Annotated in this window: 17 protein-coding genes; 6 read left to right on the top strand and 11 right to left on the bottom strand. The window is 70.5% G+C overall.

Annotated features, from left to right (window positions below; genetic code table 11):
* Positions 1-5: 5 nt before the first annotated feature.
* The 3 genes from ACF07B_RS22605 (at position 6) to ACF07B_RS22595 (ending at position 1,666) form a co-directional block, all read left to right on the top strand.
* Complete coding sequence (locus ACF07B_RS22605; RefSeq protein WP_261709979.1) at positions 6-419, top strand: roadblock/LC7 domain-containing protein; 414 nt, start codon at positions 6-8, stop codon at positions 417-419.
* Between the two features lie 94 nt (positions 420-513).
* Complete coding sequence (locus tag ACF07B_RS22600) at positions 514-1,104, top strand: DUF742 domain-containing protein (RefSeq protein WP_362391644.1); 591 nt, start codon at positions 514-516, stop codon at positions 1,102-1,104.
* Complete coding sequence (locus ACF07B_RS22595) at positions 1,085-1,666, top strand: ATP/GTP-binding protein (RefSeq protein ID WP_356469703.1); 582 nt, start codon at positions 1,085-1,087, stop codon at positions 1,664-1,666. The genes ACF07B_RS22600 and ACF07B_RS22595 overlap by 20 nt, the downstream gene beginning before the upstream one ends.
* 233 nt (positions 1,667-1,899) lie before the next feature.
* On the opposite strand, the gene ACF07B_RS22590 is transcribed toward ACF07B_RS22595, so the two are convergent.
* The 3 genes from ACF07B_RS22590 to ACF07B_RS22580 form a co-directional block, all read right to left on the bottom strand.
* A complete protein-coding gene (locus tag ACF07B_RS22590) occupies positions 1,900-2,094 on the bottom strand; it encodes an acyl-CoA carboxylase subunit epsilon (RefSeq protein WP_261709981.1) in 195 nt (64 codons plus the stop codon).
* Between the two features lie 57 nt (positions 2,095-2,151).
* Positions 2,152-3,759: an acyl-CoA carboxylase subunit beta gene (locus ACF07B_RS22585; protein ID WP_328447759.1), complete on the bottom strand. Its 1,608-nt coding sequence runs from the start codon at positions 3,757-3,759 to the stop codon at positions 2,152-2,154.
* A 251-nt stretch (positions 3,760-4,010) separates the two neighbouring features.
* Positions 4,011-4,508 carry a hypothetical protein gene (locus ACF07B_RS22580; protein ID WP_369486709.1) on the bottom strand — a complete coding sequence of 166 codons (498 nt, stop codon included), beginning with the start codon at positions 4,506-4,508 and terminating at the stop codon, positions 4,011-4,013.
* Positions 4,509-4,799: 291 nt separating this feature from the next.
* Between ACF07B_RS22580 and ACF07B_RS22575 the strand changes: the two genes are divergently transcribed.
* Positions 4,800-5,432 (top strand): YceI family protein, encoded by a 633-nt coding sequence (locus tag ACF07B_RS22575; RefSeq protein ID WP_392180274.1) that lies wholly within the window; start codon positions 4,800-4,802, stop codon positions 5,430-5,432.
* A gap of 150 nt (positions 5,433-5,582) precedes the next feature.
* Here the strand turns inward: ACF07B_RS22575 and ACF07B_RS22570 are convergent, their stop codons facing one another.
* Positions 5,583-6,938, bottom strand: coding sequence for a hypothetical protein (locus tag ACF07B_RS22570; protein WP_392180273.1), 1,356 nt, complete (start codon positions 6,936-6,938; stop codon positions 5,583-5,585).
* 121 nt (positions 6,939-7,059) lie between these two features.
* On the bottom strand, positions 7,060-10,101 hold the full coding sequence (locus ACF07B_RS22565) for a glycoside hydrolase family 3 N-terminal domain-containing protein (RefSeq protein WP_392180272.1): 3,042 nt from the start codon (positions 10,099-10,101) through the stop codon (positions 7,060-7,062).
* Between the two features lie 288 nt (positions 10,102-10,389).
* On the opposite strand from ACF07B_RS22565, the gene ACF07B_RS22560 reads away from it, so the two are divergent.
* Positions 10,390-12,252, top strand: coding sequence for a lectin (locus tag ACF07B_RS22560; protein ID WP_392180271.1), 1,863 nt, complete (start codon positions 10,390-10,392; stop codon positions 12,250-12,252).
* 88 nt (positions 12,253-12,340) lie between these two features.
* On the opposite strand, the gene cimA is transcribed toward ACF07B_RS22560, so the two are convergent.
* From cimA to ureA, 5 genes are all read right to left on the bottom strand, one after another.
* Positions 12,341-13,945, bottom strand: coding sequence for a citramalate synthase (gene cimA / locus ACF07B_RS22555; protein ID WP_392180270.1), 1,605 nt, complete (start codon positions 13,943-13,945; stop codon positions 12,341-12,343).
* Between the two features lie 329 nt (positions 13,946-14,274).
* On the bottom strand, positions 14,275-14,865 hold the full coding sequence (locus ACF07B_RS22550) for a TetR/AcrR family transcriptional regulator (RefSeq protein ID WP_362391660.1): 591 nt from the start codon (positions 14,863-14,865) through the stop codon (positions 14,275-14,277).
* Between the two features lie 15 nt (positions 14,866-14,880).
* The gene (locus tag ACF07B_RS22545; protein WP_392180269.1) at positions 14,881-15,918 is read right to left on the bottom strand and encodes an agmatine/peptidylarginine deiminase; all 1,038 of its coding nucleotides are present in this window, start codon (positions 15,916-15,918) and stop codon (positions 14,881-14,883) included.
* Positions 15,919-15,941: 23 nt separating this feature from the next.
* Entirely contained in the window at positions 15,942-17,651 is a 1,710-nt protein-coding gene (locus ACF07B_RS22540) for an urease subunit alpha (RefSeq protein ID WP_392180268.1), read from the bottom strand.
* Positions 17,648-18,352, bottom strand: a complete 705-nt coding sequence (ureA, locus tag ACF07B_RS22535) for an urease subunit gamma (protein ID WP_392180267.1) — start codon at positions 18,350-18,352, stop codon at positions 17,648-17,650. The genes ACF07B_RS22540 and ureA overlap by 4 nt, the downstream gene beginning before the upstream one ends.
* Before the next feature lie 164 nt (positions 18,353-18,516).
* Between ureA and ACF07B_RS22530 the strand changes: the two genes are divergently transcribed.
* Positions 18,517-19,950 (top strand): cytosine permease, encoded by a 1,434-nt coding sequence (locus ACF07B_RS22530; protein WP_392180266.1) that lies wholly within the window; start codon positions 18,517-18,519, stop codon positions 19,948-19,950.
* Positions 19,951-20,040: 90 nt separating this feature from the next.
* Here the strand turns inward: ACF07B_RS22530 and ACF07B_RS22525 are convergent, their stop codons facing one another.
* Positions 20,041-21,129 carry a branched-chain amino acid aminotransferase gene (locus tag ACF07B_RS22525; RefSeq protein WP_392180265.1) on the bottom strand — a complete coding sequence of 363 codons (1,089 nt, stop codon included), beginning with the start codon at positions 21,127-21,129 and terminating at the stop codon, positions 20,041-20,043.
* Positions 21,130-21,198 lie beyond the last annotated feature (69 nt).

The following is a 21,198-nucleotide window of genomic DNA, read 5'->3' as shown; positions in this document are numbered from 1 at the left end:
GCCCGATGAGCCAGGCGGCACAGAACCTGAACTGGTTGATCACCAACTTCGTGGACAACACCCCTGGGGTGTCCCACACAGTGGTGGTCTCCGCCGACGGACTCCTTCTGGCTATGTCCGAAGGCTTTCCCCGCGACCGCGCCGACCAGCTGGCGGCCGTCGCGTCCGGTCTGACCTCTTTGACCGCGGGCGCGTCCCGTATCTTCGAGGGTGGCCACGTGAACCAGACCGTTGTGGAGATGGAGCGAGGATTCCTCTTCCTCATGTCCGTTTCGGATGGTTCTTCACTCGCAGTACTTGCACACCCTGAGGCGGACATCGGTCTCATTGGGTACGAGATGGCGCTTCTGGTGGACCGTGCGGGCACGGTTCTCACTCCGGACCTTCGTGCGGAGCTCCAGGGCAGCCTTCTCAACTAATAGACAGACGGTGCGAATTGGCGTCCCGGGGCCGTAAGGTTTCGGGACGCGGTCCCAGCGTTGGGTGCCCGGCACGGTCGGAGGAGGAGAGAGAGTGGTAACACCCCCAGGCGGTTCGTCTTCGGGCAACTGGTCGTACGGCCCCGGCCAGGGGCAGGGCGGCCAGGGCGACGGTTCACAGAACCCGTACAACTTTCCCTCCGCACCCGGCCAGCGACGGCAGTACCCGCCCCAGGGTCCGCAGGGCCCCGGGCCTTCTCCCTACGACCAGCCGTCGGCGCCGCGCATCCAGCCCGTGCAGCCGCAGCGGCGCTCCCCCGAGGCCTCACCCGCCGGGAGTGCCAGTAATCCCCTGGTGCGTCCCTACGCCATGACGGGTGGCCGCACCAGGCCCCGCTACCAGCTCGCCATCGAGGCGCTGGTGCACACGACCGCGCAGCCGCACCAGATGCAGGGCCAGTTGCCCGAACATCAGCGCATCTGCAACCTCTGCCGGGAGATCAAGTCGGTGGCCGAAATCTCGGCCCTGCTGACCATCCCTCTCGGCGTAGCCAGGATCCTCGTCGCCGACTTGGCGGAAGCGGGCCTGGTCGCCATTCATCAGCCGGGCGGCGACGAGAGCGCCGGCGGCCAGCCAGCCGTGACATTGCTCGAAAGGGTGCTCAGTGGACTTCGCAAGCTCTAGCGGAGGGCCTTCCCGCTCCACCACGTCCGCGAAGATCGTGGTGGCGGGCGGCTTCGGCGTGGGCAAGACCACGTTCGTCGGCGCCGTCTCGGAGATCAACCCGCTGCGCACCGAGGCCGTCATGACGTCCGCTTCGGCGGGCATCGACGACCTCACGCACACCGGAGACAAGACGACGACGACCGTCGCCATGGACTTCGGCCGTATCACCCTCGACCAGGACCTGATCCTGTACCTCTTCGGTACGCCGGGCCAGGACCGCTTCTGGTTCATGTGGGACGACCTGGTCCGCGGCGCCATCGGCGCCATCGTTCTGGTGGACACCCGGCGTCTCGCCGACTGCTTCCCCGCGGTCGACTACTTCGAGAACAGCGGCCTGCCGTTCGTCATCGCCCTCAACGGCTTCGACGGCAACCAGCCGTACCAGCCCGAGGAAGTCCGCGAGGCTCTCCAGATCGGCCCGGACGCCCCGATCATCACGACGGACGCCCGCCACCGCGCGGACGCCAAGTCGGCGCTGATCACGCTGGTCGAGCACGCCCTCATGGCGCGCCTGCGCTAGCGTCCCCCGCTCGTACGGCAACGGCCCCCGCTTCTCCGTCCGGAGAAGCGGGGGCCGTTGCTCGTTCCCCGGCCGAACTCCTGCCCCGTACGGCCCCGTTGGACGGCGGGACGGCCGGGAGTGTCCGAACACCCGTCACAGAGCCCCCTGTCGGCCCTGGAGGGCGTCCTCGGGCTCCGGACACACCGCAGCCCCGCCCTCCACCGGAGGACGGGGCTGTCGGCGTCAGACCCTCAGTGCCAGCTGTGCGGCGCCCGGAAACCGGGCTCCCGCTCCAGTCGGCGCCAGCCCGCCTTGCGGTGGGCGCGGTGGGCGGGAGCGGCATCAGTGGGAGCGGCGGCGGCACGGGCCAGGAGGATCGCCGTGATGGCGGCGACCTCCTCGGGCTCGGCGTGGCCCTTCTCGACGCGGATGTCAGCGTTGCTCATAGGTTTCAGTCTCCATGAGAGAGGTTTCCGCGGGGGTACCGCGGAGAATCCGCAGGGTTACTGCGGGGGGTTGCCGTGCTTGCGGGAGGGCAGGTCCGCGTGCTTGGTGTGCAGCATCGCGAGCGACTTGACCAGGACCTCGCGGGTCTCGGCGGGGTCGATGACGTCGTCGACCAGACCGCGCTCCGCCGCGTAGTACGGGTGCATCAGCTCGGCCTTGTACTCCTTGACCATGCGAACGCGCATCGCCTCGGGATCGGCGGCATCGGCGATCTGACGGCGGAAGATGACGTTGGCGGCGCCCTCGGCGCCCATCACGGCGATCTCGTTCGTCGGCCAGGCGTAGGTGAGGTCGGCCCCGATGGACTGGCTGTCCATGACGATGTAGGCACCTCCGTACGCCTTGCGCAGGATGAGAGAGATACGCGGCACCGTCGCGTTGCAGTACGCGTAGAGCAGCTTCGCGCCGTGCCGGATGATCCCGCCGTGCTCCTGGTCGACACCCGGGAGGAACCCGGGCACGTCCAGCAGCGTGATGATCGGAATATTGAAAGCGTCACACATCTGGACAAAGCGTGCAGCTTTTTCGGAGGCCTCGATGTCGAGGACACCCGCCAGGCTCTGCGGCTGGTTGGCGACGATGCCGACGACCATGCCGTCGAGGCGGGCCAGCGCGCAGATGATGTTGCGGGCCCAGCGCTCGTGGATCTCCAGGTAGTCGCCGTCGTCGACGAGCTCCTCGATGACCTTGGTCATGTCGTACGGACGGTTGCCGTCGGCCGGGACCAGGTCCAGCAGCACCTCGCTGCGGCGGTCGGCCGGGTCCGCGGACTCCGCGCGCGGCGGGTTCTCGCGGTTGTTCTGCGGCAGCATCGACAGGAGGTAGCGCACCTCGGCGATGCAGGTCTCCTCGTCGTCGTACGCGAAGTGGCAGACGCCGGAGGTCTCCGCGTGGACGTCGGCGCCGCCCAGGCCGTTCTGGGTGATCTCCTCGCCCGTCACCGCCTTGACCACGTCGGGACCGGTGATGAACATCTGCGAGGTCTCGCGGACCATGAAGACGAAGTCGGTCAGCGCCGGGCTGTAGGCCGCGCCGCCCGCGCACGGGCCGAGCATCACCGAGATCTGCGGGATGACGCCGGAAGCCTTGGTGTTGCGCTGGAAGATGCCGCCGTAGCCGGCGAGGGCCGAGACGCCCTCCTGGATACGGGCGCCGGCGCCGTCGTTCAGGGACACCAGCGGCGCGCCGGCCGCGATGGCCATGTCCATGATCTTGTGGATCTTCGTGGCGTGGGCCTCGCCGAGGGCGCCGCCGAAGATACGGAAATCGTGGGCGTACACGAAGACCGTGCGGCCCTCGACCGTGCCCCAGCCGGTGATGACACCGTCGGTGTACGGCTTCTTGGCCTCCAGGCCGAAACCGGTCGCCCGGTGCCGGCGGAGCTGCTCGACCTCCTGGAACGAGCCCGCGTCCAGCAGCAGCTCGATGCGCTCCCGGGCGGTCAGCTTGCCCTTGGCGTGCTGCGCCTCGGTCGCCTTCTCGCTGGGACCCCGCAGCGCCTCCGCACGGATGGCGTGCAGTTCGGCCACACGGCCACGCGCGTCCGTCGGTTCGCCTGCGGGGATCGTGGAGCTCGCGGTGTCGGCCTCGTCCAAAACGGTCATGTAGCGACCATACGAAGTCCACCTGGGAAACAGGCCCGTCGACTCTGCACAGTCTCCGGACCGTTTTCCTGGTGCCCCTGAACAGAACCACCATCTTATGCAGGCGATCCGACTGCCAGGAGGGGCTCGGGCTTGTGGAGGTCTCACAAACCGTTCGGCCGACTGCCCTCTCACATCCCTGAGTGGCACATGCCATCACCGGGGTGACGCGGACCCCCGTTCGGCGGTCCGCGCACCCTGGAGGCGCCGGCTCAGCAGCCGCCGCAGTTGTAGTAGAGGACGTCCCAGTGGTTGCCCTCGTCGGCGTAGATGTTGCCGGCACCGGACTGGTACTGCGGAGCGCCGTCGCCGCGCAGACCTATGTAGCTGAAGGTGTTCTTGATGTAGCCGGTGACGCAGGTGTTCTTGCCGTAGTCGAGCTTGTAGCCGTTCCAGTGGGAGTAGGTGCCGCTCGCGTGGCCGGTCTCGGTGCCGCCGGTGATGTTGAGCGCGCAGCCGCTGGACCCCTTGAGGGTCTGGGCGCCCTGCGCGGTGGCGAGGTTGAGCTGGTCGAACGACGTGCAGGTGGAGTTGTTGCGGTCGGAGCAGCCACCGCTGGAGGACCAGGTGATGCCGACCTGGCGGAACATCGAGGTAGCGGTCGCGTGGCTGATCTTGGTGGCGGCGAAGGCGTCGGTGGACGTGCCGACGACGGCGACACCGGGGGCCACGACAAGGGCGAGGGCGGTCAACGTGGACCTGAGCTTCATCTGGGGGGACCTTTCCTGCTGAGGACCGTGGGGCGACCGCACGGACGTACGGCCGTGTTTCCTGTGGGGCGGCTGTGCAGGGGGTGCACGCAGATGGTGCCCGAGTTCTACGCGCGTCCGCCAGAGGCCGGACAGAGGCGACCCACCGTGACTCCATGCACACGCTCCGCGCAAGGTTGAAACTTGAACGGAATAGGTCTACGGTTGCCCTCGTTGACCTCGTTGAACATTCAACAGATTCACGCCGTGGCTCTCCCCGGAACCGCGGCCCGTCCCCCCAAGGAGCACCTCATGGGCATCTTCGGCCGCAAGACCACCGACACCGCCGCGACCCCCGCCACCTCGACGGCCACCACGACCGCCGGTGCCGTCAGCCCGGACCTGGCCGCGCTGACCGGCGACTACACCATCGACCCGTCCCACTCGGCGATCGGCTTCGTCGCCCGGCACGCGATGGTGACCAACGTCAAGGGCACGTTCAACGAGTTCGAGGGCACGCTGCACCTGGACGGCACCGACCCGTCCCGGTCCACGGCCTCCCTGGACATCACGATGGACAGCATCGACACCGGCTCCGCCGACCGCGACGGTCACCTCAAGAGCGCCGACTTCTTCAAGACCGACGAGTTCCCGGCGATGACCTTCCGCTCCGTCAAGGCGGAGGCCCTCGGCGGTGACGACTACCGGATCACCGGCGATCTGGAGATCCTCGGCACCACCAGGCAGATCAGCATCGATCTGGAGTTCAACGGCGCCGCCAAGGACCCGTTCGGCAACGAGCGCGTGGGCTTCGAGGGCAAGGCCGAGATCCTGCGCTCCGACTGGGGCCTCACCTGGAACGCGGCTCTGGAGACCGGTGGCGTCCTCGTCTCCGACAAGATCAAGCTGAACTTCGACATCTCGGCGATCAAGAACGCCGGCTGAGCCGCGGGCCTTCGCCCCGCGCCGCCGAGCGCCTTCTCCGACGCCGAGCTCCCCCGGACAGGGGCGCTCGGCGTCGCCGTGTACGCGGCCCCCGGCCGGCCCGCGCGCGGCCCGACGGGCGCGCCAGCCCTCAACGGGGTGCGCCACCCCTCAGAAGCCGCCGCCGAAGTCGCCGCCGCCCCCGCCGAAGTCGCCTCCCCCGCCGTCACCGAAGCCGCCGCCGAAGTCACCGGGGTCGAAATCGGCACCGGAGACATCGCCTCCGTCGTAGCCGCCGCCGAAGTCGCCGTAACCGGTGCCGTACGCGGCGCCGTATCCGGGGCTCGCCATCATGCTGCCGAGCACGGTTCCGACGAGCAGGCCCGGCAGCAGGCCGCCGCCGAAGTAGCCGCCCGCCCAGGGGCCGTACGCCGGGCCCGCGTCCCAGTACGGGCGGCGGCCGTACTCCGTCTCGACCTCGCGCACCGCCGGCTGTTCGCCGCCGGTGAGACGCATCCAGTCCGCCTTGCAGACCGGGACCTCGCGGGGCGCGCCCCCGTCGGGTGTCCAGGCCGCGTCGGCGACGGACGGACCGTGCCGCGGGTCGAAGAAGCAGGGCGCGCGGCGTTCGGGGACCGGGCGGCCCTCGCGGCGTGCCGCGAGCACGGCGAGGGAGAAGCGGCCCTCCTCCAGGGACTGGGTGACGGCGCGCACGTCCTCGGGGCGCCGGGCCCCGGCCATGAACGACTTCGCCTGTTCGTAGGCGTCCAGCCCGCGTTCGTAGTCCGCGCGCATCACGTCGTCCGCGCCGGCCTCCGCGGGGTGGAAGTCGAGGCGGTCGAGTTCCTCGCCGAAGGCGGTGATGTCCTCGTCCACGACCACGCGGAGCCTGTCGAGCGCGGCGCGCTGCTCCTCCTCCTTGCGGCGCCGGTTGCGGCGCACGACCGTGTAGGCGCCCGCTCCGCCGACGACGGCCACGGCGCCGACCGCGATCAGCGCTCCCGTGGAGACGCCTCCGTCGTTCGTGCCGCCGCCCCAGCTCGCGGGGGCCGAACCGCGGAGGCCGGCGAGCGCGTTGTCGGTGAACCGGTTCAGCTGGGTGCTCGCGTCGGAAACGCCCTGGACGCTGGTGACGAGGTTCTGCACGGCCGAGCGGGACATCACCGCGGAGTCGGCGCGGGCGTCGAAGCGGTCGCCGAGCCTGATCGCGTAGAGGCCCGTGACACCGGTGTCGGTGCGCAGGTTCCGGAAGAGGTTCTCGGTGGGGAAGTCCGCGGGAAGCACGGCGACGAAGAGCGGCTTGTCGGCCTTCTCGGTCTTGGCGGCGAGGGCGTCCGCCTCCGCCGCGGAGAGCTGGCCGGAGGCGGCCGGGTCCACGTAGACAGGGCCCTTCCGCAGGGCCGCGGCGACCGTGGAGACGTCCGTCGCGGCATGGGCCCGGGGCGCCGGGAGCGACACCAGCGCCAGGGCCGCGAGTATCAGTGCGACCAGCAGGCCTGGAAGTCCTCGGGTGTATGCGGCCCTCATGCCTTGAAGCTACCCGAACCAGAGCAAAACCGGACATCGGGAGAGCGTCGGCCCGCTGCCGCCGGAACGCGGGCCGGCCGGGGCTGGTGTCCCGCCCCGGCCGGCCCTCCACGTTCTCCCTCTATCCCGCTCGGTACGCCTGGGCCAGCTTCGCCACCGCCTCTCCGTAGTGGCCGGTCAGCAGAAGGTGATCCGCGTCCGCGAAGGGTGCGGCGTTCGCCGCGGTGACCGACGAGCCGATCTTCTGCTGGACGAGCAGACGGGCCTTCGTCACGGCCGCGCGGGCCGTCCCGTCGGCGCCGTGCCGCTCCGCCGCCGAGGCCACCAGGGCCAGCGCCCGCAGTGTGGCGGCGCCACCCCCCGGCGCCTTCGTCAGCGTGGTGAGACCCCATCCGTAGGGGAACTGCGGATCGTAGGAGGTGTCACCGACGTTGATCGGGAGCTGGGACTCCGACTTCGGCCAGGTGACCGGGAGCTGCCCGGTGAAGGCGCGCTTTCCGTAGAGGACGTCCGCGACCCCGTCGCCCTCGGTGCCCGGCAGCCAGGAGGCCACCAGGGCGTCGACGGCTCCGAGCCGGTCGCCGATGAGCTGCGGGCGGCCCGAGACGATCAGCACCGCGCACGTCATCGCCGCGCAGACCTTGTCGACGGCCGCCTTGTCGGCCGCGGTCAGCTCCAGGTCGTTGCCGTTGCCGACATCGCCGACGCCCTCCGCGTACGGGGTCTCGCCGACGACGACCACGCCCACGTCGTAGCCGCCGGTCGGAGCCGAGGCGTCCTTGGAGTAGGTGACGTCACCGCCGGCGTTCCGCATGCCCTGGAGAATCGTCGTGCCCTTGGTGATCGGGCCGGACGAGCCCTGCCAGGTGAGGGTCCAGCCGCCGGTCTGGTTGCCGAGGTCGTCGGCGTTCGAACCGGCGACGTACACCTTCTGGGACTTCTTCAGCGGCAGGACGCCGTCCGCGTTCTTCAGCAGGACCTGGGACTCGGCCGCCGCCTGCCGCGCCACGGCCCGGTGAGCGGCCGAGCCGATCCTCGACGCGCCGCTCGTGTCCGCGTACGGCTTCTCGAAGAGGCCCAGCTCGAACTTCTGGGTGAGGATGCGCGACACGGCGTCGTCGATCCGCCGCCCGGTGACGCGGCCCGCCTTCACCTCGTCCGTGAGCGTCGTGCGGAAGTCCTTGTACGAGTACGGCACCATCATCATGTCCACGCCCGCGTTGACCGAGGTACGGACGTGCGAGGCGTAGTCGCCGGGGAGCTGGTCGATGGCGTTCCAGTCGCTGATCACGAAGCCGTCGAAGCCCATCCGGCCCTTGAGCACGCCGTTGATCATGTCGGCGCGGGCGTGCATCTTCACCGGTCCCTGGCCGTCGCCGATGATGTCGAGCGAGGAGTAGGACGGCATGACCGAGCCGACGCCCCGGTCGACCGCCGTCTTGAAGGGCGCCAGGTGCACGGCTTCCAGCTCCTGCCGGGTGACCTTGGTGACGCCCTGGTCGACGGTGTACGAGCCCGTCGTGGACGTGCCGTAGCCGGTGCCGCCGTCGCCGACGAAATGCTTGGCGGTGGCGAGGACCTTGTCGTCGTCCTTCAGGTCCCTGCCGTCGCGGGCGCCCTGGAGTCCCTGGACGACCGTCTCCATGGACGTCACGAGCGCAGGGTCCTCGCCGAAGGACTCGTAGGAGCGGCCCCAGCGTTCGTCGCGGGTCACGCACAGGCAGGGGGCGAAGTCCCAGGGGATGCCGGTGGCGCGGACCTCGGCGGCGGTCACCGCGCCCGTGCGCTCCGCCAGAGCGGGGTCACGGGTGGCGCCGATACCGATGTTGTGCGGCATGACCGTCGCGCCGGCGAGGTTGTTGTGGCCGTGCACCGCGTCCACGCCGTAGATCAGCGGGATCTGGAACCGTGTGGCCTGCGCCCGCAGCTGGTAGCCGTCGACCATCGCCGCCCAGGCCCCGGCGGTGTTGGGGGTCGGCGTGGAGCCGCCGCCGGAGAGCAGCGACCCGAGGTCGTAGGCCGCGATGTCGCCGCCCGTGCCGATCGCCCCGCGCTCGGCCTGGGTCATCTGGCCGGTCTTCTCCTCCAGGGACATCCGGGAGACCAGGTCGGCGACCCGCTTCCTGACGGACAGTTTCGGGTTCAGGTACGGCAGCCCGTGGGCGTCGATGACGACCTGCGGGGTCTCGGCGGGGGCCTTGGCCCCGGTCACCGTGAGCTTGAGGGGGATCGTCTCGGCCGCTTCGGCGGACCGGTCGCGCAGGGTCGGGACGGTGACGGTGCGGCTCGCGCCGGACGTCGTGCCCGCCGGGAAGGTGATCTCGCCCTTGACCGAGGCGTAGTCCCTGCCCGGCTCGGCGCTGCCGCCCGCGCTCTCGTACGCGACGGTCACGGGCTCCTCGATCGGGGCGGAGCCGGTGGTGGCGACGGAGACCTTCACCCGCGCGGTGCCGCCCTCCTTCACCGGGTAGACCGCCGAGTCGGTGGTGACGGAGGCCCGCAGGGACTGGTCGGCCTTGCCGTACAGCTCGACGTCGTCCAGAGCGAACTGCCCCTGGACGCCGACCGGGAGGGTGAGGGCGTAGCCCCACATCTGCGTCAGGCCGAGGACGTGGTCGATACCGCCCACCGGCTGGTAGTCCGTGCGATAGACGAAGTCGGCGAACGGGATCTCGATCTGTTTCCAGCCGCTGAAGTCATCGGTGAAGGAGGTCGTCCACAGCTCCGAGGCCTCGCCGTTGACGCCGCCGTCCTTGATCTCGAAGGCGATCTTCTTGGCGGTGTCCCGGCCCTCCCACCAGAGGCGGATGCCCTTGTGCGCGGACCAGTCGTGGGCCGGCTGATCCGCGGCGAAGTCGTGGGTGAACCCGCCGTAGCCGCTGATGTCGTAGTCCCCGGTGAGGACCTTGGCGCCCTCGGGCGCGTCGGACCGTGCGGTCAGTGCCAGCTTCGGCGCGTCGTCGCTGTCGCCGCCCCAGGTGAAGATGCCCTCGGCCGGCTGGGTCGCGAAGGGCACCTCGCCCTCGAAGCGGTCGACCGGGACGGGTGCGGGATCATCGGCCGCCGCCGTTCCCGCCGTAGCGAGCGGAAGCAGTCCGGCGATCAGCGCGGCACCGGCCAGCAGAGCGGTTCTTCGTACGGAATTCCGATCGAGCCCGGTCAATGGGGTCCCCTCGACTCTCACGTCGTTCGACCGACGTGCTTCCTGACGATGATGTGCTGGCTCTGTTCCCTCGCCCTTCTCACGACTTAGATCACGGCGTGAGTTAACTGGCGCCCCGGCAACCCGTCAAGACTTCACGTCGGAACCGGTACAGACTCAAGTCCCGGCCGAATCAGAGCAGTTGTTCCTTCAGAGTCTGAACGCGCAACCCCTTGACGCGGCTCCGCAGCCGTCATTTACTCACGCCTCGCACGCCCCCACCCCCCACCTCCAGAAGGGCGGCGCTCCATGAGGAGATCCACTCGGGCGGCCCGGCTGATCGTCGCCGGGCTGCTCGCCACCGCGGGATTCACGGCGGCCGCGCCCGCGCACGCCGCGGGCGAACAGGTCACCGCGTACCTGACGACGACGGACGACGACGGCGGACGTCATGTCGTCCGCGGGCTCCAGGCCCAGGCGCCGTTCGCCTTCCAGTCGGGCAGCGGCGGCAGCGGCGAGAACATCACCGTCGACGAGAACACGCGGTACCAGACCTTCACCGGCGGTGGCGCGTCCTTCACGGACACCGCCGCGTGGCTGATGAACAGCAGCGGCGCCCTGTCGCAGAGCACCCGCGACGCGACGATGCGCAAGCTGTTCTCACCGACGGACGGGATCGGGCTCTCCTTCCTGCGCAACCCGATGGGTGCCTCGGACCTCGCGCGCTACGGCTACAGCTACGACGACGTGCCGGCCGGGCAGAGCGACGCCGGTCTGGCGCAGTTCTCCATCGCGCACGACCTGGCCGACGTGGTGCCGCTGACCAGGCAGGCGCTCCAGCTCAACCCCTCCCTGACCGTGATGGCCTCGCCGTGGACCGCGCCGGCGTGGATGAAGGACAGCGGGTCGCTGAACGGCGGCTGGCTGAAGTCGGAGGACTACGGCGCCTACGCCTCGTACTTCGTGAAGTACCTCCAGGCGTACCGGGATCAGGGCGTCCCCGTCTCGTACGTCACCGCCCAGAACGAGCCGACCTGCTGCTCGGGCTATCCCTCGATGAGCTGGAACGCCTCGGGACTCGCCTACTTCACCAAGAGCGAGCTCCTGCCCAAGCTCCAGGCGGCCGGTCTGTCCACCAAGGTGCTCGCGCACGACTGGAACTGGGACGTGTACGACTCCTACGCCGCCCAGACCGTCGACGACGCGGCGGTCCGCTCGCACCCGAACTTCGGCGGGATCGCCTGGCACGGGTACGGCGGCGACATCGCCAAGCAGACGAGCGTGCACAACCAGTACCCGGGCCTCGACGCCTTCGGGACCGAGCACTCCGGCGGCACCTGGATCGCCAACCAGCAGCGCGAGGACATGCTCAACATCGTCGACTACACCCGCAACTGGGCGAAGTCGGTGACCAAGTGGTCGCTCGCCGTGGACCAGAACAAGGGCCCGCACAACGGGGGGTGCGGCACCTGCACCGGACTCGTCACCGTGCACAACGGGGACGGGGCGAGCGGGACGGTCGACTACACGATCGAGTACTACACGATGGGCCATCTGACGAAGTTCGTCCGGCCGGGAGCGCAGCGGATCGCCTCCACGGCGTCCTCGGCCGTCCCGAACGTCGCCTGGCGCAACCCGGACGGCACCAAGGCGCTGATCGCCTACAACGACGCGTCGAGCGCCAGGACGGTGACCATCAACTGGGGATCCCAGCACGCCACCTACTCACTGCCGGGCAAGACCTCGGCGACCTTCACCTGGTCCGGCACCCCGTCGGGCGGGGGCAGTCAGTCGGGCGCGTTCGCCGGACTGGCCGGCAAGTGCCTCGACGTGGCGGGCGCGTCGAGCGCCAACGGCACCGCGGTGCAGCTCTACGACTGCAACGGAACCGCCGCGCAGACCTGGACCGTGGGGGCCGACGGATCGGTGCGCTCGCTCGGGAAGTGCCTCGACGTCACGTCGGGCTCGACGTCCGACGGCGCCAAGGTCCAGCTCTACGACTGCAACGGCTCCGGCGCCCAGCAGTGGTCGTACAGCTCATCGACGGGTGACGTGGTCAACACCGCGGCGAACAAATGCCTCGATGTGACCGGCAACTCGTCGGCGAACGGCGCACGGGCGCAGATCTGGTCGTGCACGGGGGCCGCGAACCAGAAGTGGCAGCTCCGCTAGCCGTCCCGTACGCCGGACCGGCGAGACGCCGTGAACGCCGTGAACGCCGGAGGGTGCGGGAACCGCGCCCTCCGGCGTTCGGGCGGGTTCACGACGCGGGTTCCACCCCGGCCCGCAGCAGACCGTAGGTGTACGCGTCCTCCAGTGCCTGCCAGGACGCGGCGATCACGTTCTCCGCCACGCCGACCGTGGACCACTCCCCCGTGCCGTCGGACGTGGAGATCAGGACGCGGGTCGTGGACTGCGTGCCGTGCTTGCCCTCCAGGATGCGGACCTTGTAGTCGACCAGCTCCAGCTTGGCGAGCTGGGGGTAGATCGTCTCCAGGGCGACGCGCAGGGCGCGGTCCAGGGCGTTGACCGGGCCGTTTCCCTCGGCGGTGGCGACGATGCGCTCGCCCTTGGCGAAGAGCTTGACCGTGGCCTCGTTGGCGTGGCTGCCGTCGGGGCGGTCCTCGACGATGGCCCGCCAGGACTCGACCTCGAAGTAGACGCGCGCCCTGCCTTCGACCTCGGCGCGCAGCAGGAGTTCGAAGGAGGCGTCGGCGGCCTCGTAGGTGTAGCCCTTGAGTTCGCGTTCCTTGACGCGCTCCACGACGCGGGCGACGAGTTCGCGGTCGTCGCCGAGGTCGACGCCGAGCTCCTTGCCCTTGAGCTCGATGGAGGCGCGGCCGGCCATGTCGGAGACCAGCATCCGCATGGTGTTGCCGACCTGCTCGGGGTCGATGTGCTGGTAGAGATCGGGGTCGACCTTGATCGCGGAGGCGTGCAGGCCCGCCTTGTGCGCGAACGCCGACACGCCCACGTAGGGCTGGTGGGTGGAGGGGGTCAGGTTGACGACCTCGGCGATGGCGTGCGAGATCCGCGTCATCTCCCGCAGCGCGCCCTCGGGGAGCACCTTCTTGCCGTACTTGAGCTCCAGCGCGGCGACCACGGGGAAGAGGTTGGAGTTGCCGACGCGTTCGCCGTAGCCGTTGGCGGTGCACTGGACGTGGGTGGCGCCCGCGTCGACGGCGGCCAGCGTGTTGGCGACCGCGCAGCCGGTGTCGTCCTGCGCGTGGATGCCCAGCCGGGCGCCGGTGTCCGCCAGGACCGTGGAGACCACGGCCTGTACCTGGGCCGGGAGCATCCCGCCGTTGGTGTCGCACAGCACGACCACGGAGGCGCCCGCCTCGTGAGCGGCCCGCACCACGGACTTCGCGTACTCCGGATTGGCCCGGTAGCCGTCGAAGAAGTGCTCGCAGTCCACGAACACCCGCCGGCCCTGCGCCACGAGGTGGGAGACGGTGTCGCGGACCATCTCCAGGTTCTCCTCCAGCGTGGTGCGCAGCGCCAGCTCCACATGCCGGTCGTGGGACTTGGCGACCAGCGTGATCACCGGGGCGCCGGAGTCCAGGAGTGCCTTGACCTGGTGGTCCTCCGAGGCCTTGCCGCGGGCCCTGCGGGTCGCTCCGAAGGCCACGAGCTGCGCGTGCTTGAAGTCGATCTCCTGCTGGGCGCGGGCGAAGAACTCGGTGTCGCGGGGGTTGGCGCCGGGCCAGCCGCCCTCGATGAAGCCCACCCCGAAGTCGTCCAGGTGCCGCGCGATGGCCAGCTTGTCCGCCACGGTGAGGTTGATGCCCTCGCGCTGCGCGCCGTCGCGCAGCGTCGTGTCGAAGACGTGGAAGGAATCGTCGACTTCGCTGGTTTCCGTCATGGTCTCAAGGCTCCTGTATTGAATCTCGGTCTACCGGAATGACCGGCTCCACCGTCCTCCAATGATCCCGCGCGCTGCGCTCCCGGCTGAAGGTGGGCCAGAAATGCGAAAAACCCCTCGCGGGTGCGAGAGGTCTGCGCGCGGGTCGAGAACGACGGTGTCCGCCCGTACCTGGTCGTACGTGGCGGTCACTGCGGACCGGCGCGCCTGCTGCCAATAATCGTGGCGAACGAGAGCACGGGGGCAGTCTGGCACAAACCGCTTCCGTGATCACACGGTGTCTCAGGATGCGAGCACTGGGCTACGTGCCGGTGCGGATGGAGGACCGGTCAGCCCAGCGACGCGTCGAGGAACTCCTTCACGTGGGACAGGACCTGCTCGCGGCTGGTGCCGCGCAGACCGATCGCCACGTGGATGGAGAAGCCGTCCATCAGGGCGCGCAGCCGGGCGCCGAAGCGGTCCGCGTCGACGGGGCGGAACTCGCCGCGCGAGACGCCCTCGGCGAGCAGCGCGACGAGGTCCCGGTGCCAGGCGCCCTCGATGGCGGCCTGCCGTTCGCGGGCGTCGTCGTCCGCGTTCTGGGAGTGGTTCCAGACCTCGAGCCACAGGGTCCAGTGCGGGTCCCGGTGGCCGTCGGGGACGTACAGGTCGACGTAGGCGTCGAGGCGTTCGCGGGCGGTTCCGCGCGCGGCGAGCAGCCGGCCGCGCTCGGCGCCGAGGCGGCCCTCGCTCCACTCCAGGGTGCGCAGCAGCAGCTCGTCCTTGGAGCGGAAGTAGTAGAGGAGATGGCCGCTGCTCATGCCGACCTCACGGCCGAGCGCCGCCATGGTGAGGTTCTCCAGACCGCGCTCGGCGATCATCTCCATGGCGACGGCGAGGACCTCCTCGCGCGGTGGCGCGTTCTTCCGCGCACCGGCCATCCGTGACTCCCGTTGTCAGACCTTCGGCTGCTGCTGGGTGATGCAGTGGATGCCACCGCCGCCCGCGAAGATCGTACGTGCGTCCACCAGGGTCACGGTCCTCTCGGGGAAGAGCCGGCGGAAGATGCCGGCCGCCGTCTCGTCGCGCGGGTCGTCGAAGCCGCAGAGCACGACGCCGCCGTTGCACAGGTAGTGGTTGATGTACGAGTAGTCGGCCCAGTGCCCGTCGGCCTCCAGGACCGTCGGGGCGGGGACCTCGACGACCTCGATGCCGCGGCCGCGCGCGTCGGTCTGGGCCCTGAGCAGCCCGATGACCTCCTTGCTGACCTCGTGGTCGGGGTGCGCGGGGTCCTGCTGGGAGTGGGCGACGATCACGCCGGGCCGGGCGAAGGCGGCGACGATGTCGACGTGGCCGAGGGTGCCGAAGCCGTACGGGGGGTAGTCGCCGGTCAGGCCGCGCGGCAGCCAGATGGCCTTCTCGGTGCCGAGCTGGGCGTGGATCTCCGCCTCGACCTGCTCGCGGCTCCAGCCGGGGTTGCGCTCGGGGCCGAGCTGCACGGTCTCGGTGAGCAGCACGGTGCCCTCGCCGTCGACGTGGATCGCGCCGCCCTCGTTGACCAGCCGGGAGGCGTACGCCTTCGCTCCGGCCAGTTCGGCGACCTGCGCGCCGATCGTGGAGTCGTGCTCCCAGCGGGCCCACTCCTGGGCGCCCCAGCCGTTGAACGTCCAGTCCACGGCGGCCAGTTCACCCCGTCCGTTGGTGAGGAAGGTGGGGCCGATGTCGCGCATCCAGGCGTCGTCGAGTTCCCGCTCGACGGTGTCGACGCCGGGGCCGAGGAGTTCGGCGGCCGGTGCGGACTGGCCCGGGCCGCACACGACGGTGACCGGCTCGAAGCGGCGGACGGCGCGGGCCACGGCCGCCCAGGCCGCGCGGGACGCGGCGAGGTCGTCGGGGTGGTCGAAGGTGGGGTTGGGCCCCGGCCACGCCATCCAGGTGCGCTCGTGCGGGGTCCACTCGGCGGGCATGCGGAAGCCGTCGGCGGCAGCAGACATGGGTGATCCTTAGAGGCTGTCGATTACAGGAAGTACAGGCGGTTGAGGGAGACCGAGTCGGCGGGATCGGAGCGCAGCGGTTCGCCGTCGAGGGTGACCAGGCCGGTGCGCCCGTCCACGTCGACCGCTCCGGTACGGGAGTTGAGGCGCAGGTCGGCGGGGCCGATACCCCGGGTGCCGCGGACCGCGACGCGGCGGCGGCGGGTCGGCATGGTGTCGTTGCCCTGGTCGAGCGCGGCCTGGGCGACGAAGGCCACCGAGATCTCGGCGGGGGTCGCGCCGTGCGCCCCGAACTGCGGCCCGAGGACCAGGGGTTCGCAGGTGTCGGTGGCGGCGTTGGGATCGCCGACAACGCCGTACGCCGGGAAGCCGGACTTCAGGACGAGCTGCGGCTTGGCGCCGAAGTATTCGGGGCGCCACAGCACGATGTCGGCGAGCTTGCCCACCTCGATGGAGCCGACCTCGTGGGCGAGGCCGTGCGCGATGGCCGGGTTGATGGTCAGTTTGGCCATGTAGCGCAGGACGCGTTCGTTGTCGTGGTCCTCGGGGGCGCCGAACTGGGCCTTCATCTTCCCGGCCATGGCGAAGGTACGGCGCACGGTCTCGCCGGCGCGGCCCATTCCCTGGGCGTCGGAGGAGGTGATGCCGATGGCGCCCAGGTCGTGCAGCACGTCCTCGGCGCCCATGGTCCCGGCGCGGATGCGGTCGCGGGCCATGGCGGCGTCGCCGGGCAGGTCGGTCTTCAGGTCGTGGACGGAGACGATCATGCCGTAGTGCTCGGCGACCGCGTCCCGGCCGAAGGGCAGGGTCGGGTTGGTGGAGGACCCGATGACGTTCGCGACGCCCGCCATCTTCAGCACGTTCGGGACGTGTCCGCCGCCGCAGCCCTCGATGTGGAAGGCGTGGATGGTGCGCCCGTCGAGCACCCTGAGGGTGTCCTCGACCGACAGGCACTCGTTCAGTCCGTCGCTGTGCAGGGCCACTTGGACGTCGTGGTCCTCGGCGACCCGCAGCGCGGTGTCCAGTGCGCGGGTGTGGGCGCCCATGTCCTCGTGGACCTTGAAGCCGCTCGCGCCGCCCTCGGCGAGCGCCTCGATCAGCGGGGCACCGTCGGAGGACGAACCCCGGCCCAGGAAACCGATGTTGACCGGCCAGGCGTCGAAGGCACCGAAGGCGTGACGCAGCGCCCAGGGGGAGTTGACGCCGACGCCCCACACCGGGCCGAACTCCTGGCCGATGATCGTCGTCACGCCGGAGGCGAGCGAGGCCTCCATGATGCGCGGCGAGAGCAGGTGGACGTGGGTGTCCACGGCTCCGGCGGTGGCGATGAGGCCCTCGCCGGAGACGATGGACGTGCCGGTGCCGACCACGACGTCGACGCCGTCGAGGGTGTCGGGGTTGCCGGCCCGGCCGATCGCGTGGATGCGGCCCTCGCGGATGCCGATGGACACCTTCCGGACGCCCTGGACGGCGTCGATCACCACGACGTTGCTGATGACGACGTCGCAGGTGTCCCGGACGGCGGCGGCCTTGAGGTGCAGTCCGTCGCGGGCGGTCTTGCCGAATCCGGCGAGGAACTCGTCCCCGGGGAGCTGGGCGTCGGACTCGACGCGGACGGTCAGCCCCGAGTCGCCGAGCCGGACCCGGTCACCGGCGCGGGGGCCGTGGGTGGCGGCGTACTCGTAGGGGCTGAGGCGGCGGGCCTCGGCGGGGTGGCCTCCTGGGCGGCTCATCGCTCGGCCTCCTGGTCACGGATGTCCGGTACGCCGAGGTATCCGCAGGCGGCGGCCCGGCGCAGGGCCTCTTCCCGGGCGCCGGGCGCGTCCAGCGGCCCGTCGACCAGACCGGCGAAGCCGATCGCCACGCGCGCTCCGCCGATGGGCAGCAGCCCCACCTCGGCGCTCTCCCCCGGGCCGAAGCGGACGGAGGAGCCGGCGGGCACGGCCAGCCGCATGCCGTAGGCGGCCGGCCGGTCGAAGTCGAGCCGCGGGTTGGCCTCGAAGAAGTGGAAGTGGGAGGTCACGGAGACGGGGACGGGGGCCGTGTTCGTCACCGGCAGGCGGACGACGGCCTCGGGTTCCGCGTGCTCCGGGCCCGGCAGCAGGGCGCCGGGTGCCCGCTCGCCGAGGCCGCCTCCGATGGGGTCGCTGACCACCGCGAGGCGTGAGCCGTCCTCGAAGACGGCCTCGACATGCACCTCGGTGACGATGTCCGCGACGCCGGGCAGGACGTCCTCGGGGCCGAGGACGGACCGGGCCGCCTCGACGGCCTCGGCCAGCCGTCCGCCGTCGCGGGCGGTCTCGCAGACGGTGTCCGCGATCAGGGCGGTGGCCTCCGGCACGTTGAGCCGCAGCCCTCGCGCCCGGCGCGCCCGGGCCAGCTCGGCCGCCGAGAACAGCAGCAGTCGGTCACGTTCCGTGGGGGTCAGTCTCACGCCGCGACACCTCCTCGCCTTCCTCCGTTTAGAGCATCACTCTAAACGTCGGATTCATGGAAGGGAAACATTGACGGATAAGCATCGGAGACGCCACATTGAGCGTCGCTCTAACTCGTGATGCTGCCCGCACCACTCCAGGCGGCCGTCAAAGGAGACCAGCCATGCCGATCGAACAGCGCGGAGTCGACACCATCCCCGAGGAGGAACGCACCAGCGGGCCGCGCGACCTCGTATCGATCCTGCTCGGTTCCAACCTCTGCCTCGGGGTGATCATCTTCGGCTGGCTGCCGCCCTCGTTCGGGCTCGACTGGTGGTCCTCCGTGAGCTCGATCGTCGCAGGCACGGTCGTCGGGACGGCGCTCACCGCGCCGCTGGCCCTGGTCTCCCTGCGGACCGGCACCAACCTCTCCACCTCCTCCGGCGCGCAGTTCGGCGTGCGCGGACGACTGGTCGGCTCGGTCGTCGGCCTGCTTCTCGCGCTCGGCTACACCGCGCTGACCGTGTGGATCGGCGGCGACGTGATGGTCGGCGTCCTCGGCCGGCTCTTCGGCCTGGAGGCGGACGGCCTGGCGTACGCCGTCGTGTACGCGCTGCTGGCCGCCGCCACCGTCGCGGGCGCCGTCTACGGCTACCGCGTGCTGCTCGCCATGTCCCGCGCTCTCGCGATCGGCATGTCGGCCCTGCTGGTGGCCGGCGTGATCGCGTACGCCCCGCACTTCAGCACCGCGGCACTCCCGGAGGCCGGCGGCTATCTGCTCGGCTCGTTCTGGCCCACCTGGCTGCTCGCGGCGGTGGCGGCCGGCCTGTCGGGCCCGATCGCGTTCATCACGCTGCTGGGCGACTACACCCGCTACATCTCCCCCGAGCGCCACTCCTCCCGTACGGTCCTGCACGGCACCTGGCTGGGCCTGATCGCCGGTCTCCTCGTCCCCCAGCTCTTCGGCACCTTCACGGCGTACGGGGCCCGCGCGGCCCTCGACTACGCGGGACCGCTGGTGTCCGCGTCCCCCGGCTGGTACCTGGTCCCGCTGCTGCTGGCCGCCTCCGCGGGCTCGGTGGGCAACGCCGGTCTGATGCTCTACTCGATGGGCCTCGACCTCGACGCGATCCTGCCCCGCGCCTCGCGCGCCCGCGCCACCTGCGCGGTCGCCGTCGTCGCCATGCTCTGCGTGTTCGTCGGCCACTACGCCTGGAACGCCCAGTCCGCGATGACCTCCTTCGTCCTGCTGCTGACCGCGATCGGCACCCCGTGGGCGGTCATCACCCTGATCGGCTTCGTCCGCTGCCGCGGGGTCTACGATCCCGACGCCCTCCAGGTCTTCAACCGCCGCTCCCGCGGCGGCGTCTACTGGTACCGGGCCGGCTGGAACGTCCGGGCCACGGCGGCCTGGGCCCTGGGCGCCTTCGTCGGACTCCTGGCCGTGTCACTGCCGTCGTACGAGGGCCCGCTGCTGTCCCTGACGGGCGGGGTGGACTGCAGCTTCGTCCTGTCCGGCCTGGTCGGCGGCCTCGTCTTCCTGGCGCTCACGGCGAAGGAGGCCTCACACCGGGTCGAGCCCCGGCGGGAACCGGATCGCGCCGAAAGCCGGCTCTAGGCCGCTGAACCAGGGAGTGCGCAGGGTGCGCGGCAGCCGGTCCCCGCGACCCTGTCGGGCAGTCGGGGACCGGCGGGAGGACCGGGGGGATCAGCCCAGGGGGTGCATCCAGCCGTGGGTGTCCTCGGTGATGCCGCGCTGGATGTCGAGCAGGGCCTCACGCAGGCGGAGGGTGACCTTGCCGGGCTCGCCACCGGACTGGCGCCACTCGGTGCCGTCGCGCTTGACCGTGCCGACGGGGGTGATGACGGCGGCGGTGCCGCAGGCGAAGACCTCGGTGAGGGTGCCGTTCTCGGCGTCGGTCTGCCACTGGTCGATGGACACGCGGCCCTCCTCGGCGGTGTAGCCGAGGTCGCGGGCGACGGTCAGCAGGGAGTCGCGGGTGACGCCCTCCAGGATGGAGCCGGTGAGGGACGGGGTGACGATCCGGTCGCCGTACACGAAGTACAGGTTCATGCCGCCGAGCTCCTCGATCCACTTGTGCTCGACCGCGTCGAGGTAGCAGACCTGGTCGCAGCCCTTGGCGGCGGCCTCCTTCTGGGCGAGCAGCGAGGCGGCGTAGTTGCCGCCCGTCTTGGCGTCGCCCATGCCGCCGGGAACGGCGCGGACGCGGTCCTCGGAGAGCCAGATCGACACCGGCTTCACGCCGCCGGCGAAGTAGGCGCCGGCGGGCGAGGCGATGACGAGGAAGAGGTACTCGTTGGCGGGCTTCACACCGAGACCGACCTCGGTCGCGATCATGAAGGGGCGCAGGTAGAGGGACTCCTCGCCGCCGTGCGAGGGAACCCAGTCCCGGTCCTGGCGGACGAGCGCGTCACAGGCCTCGATGAAGGTGTCCACGGGCAGCTCGGGCATGCCGAGCCGGCGGGCGGAGGCCTGGAAGCGCTTGGCGTTCTTGTCGGGACGGAACGTCGCGACGGAGCCGTCGGGCCAGCGGTAGGCCTTGAGTCCCTCGAAGATCTCCTGCGCGTAGTGCAGGGTCATGTTCGCCGGGTCGAGGGAGAGCGGTCCGTACGGGACGAGCTGGCCGTCGTGCCAGCCACGGCCCTCGGTCCACTTGATGGTCACCATGTGATCGGTGAAGTGGCGGCCGAACCCGGGGTTGACCAGGATCGCCTCGCGCTCGGCGGCGGAGAGCGGACTGGCGGAGGGCTTGAGCTCGATCGTGGGCTGCGTCATGAGTGGTTTTGTCCTTCACCGGTTGTATGTGACGGGCCGCGCTCACATCCGAACCGTCCGTGGCCAGTG

This window comes from Streptomyces sp. NPDC015532 (assembly GCF_043078065.1).
Lineage (GTDB): Bacteria > Actinomycetota > Actinomycetes > Streptomycetales > Streptomycetaceae > Streptomyces.
This window is presented reverse-complemented; position numbering and strand designations above follow the sequence as displayed.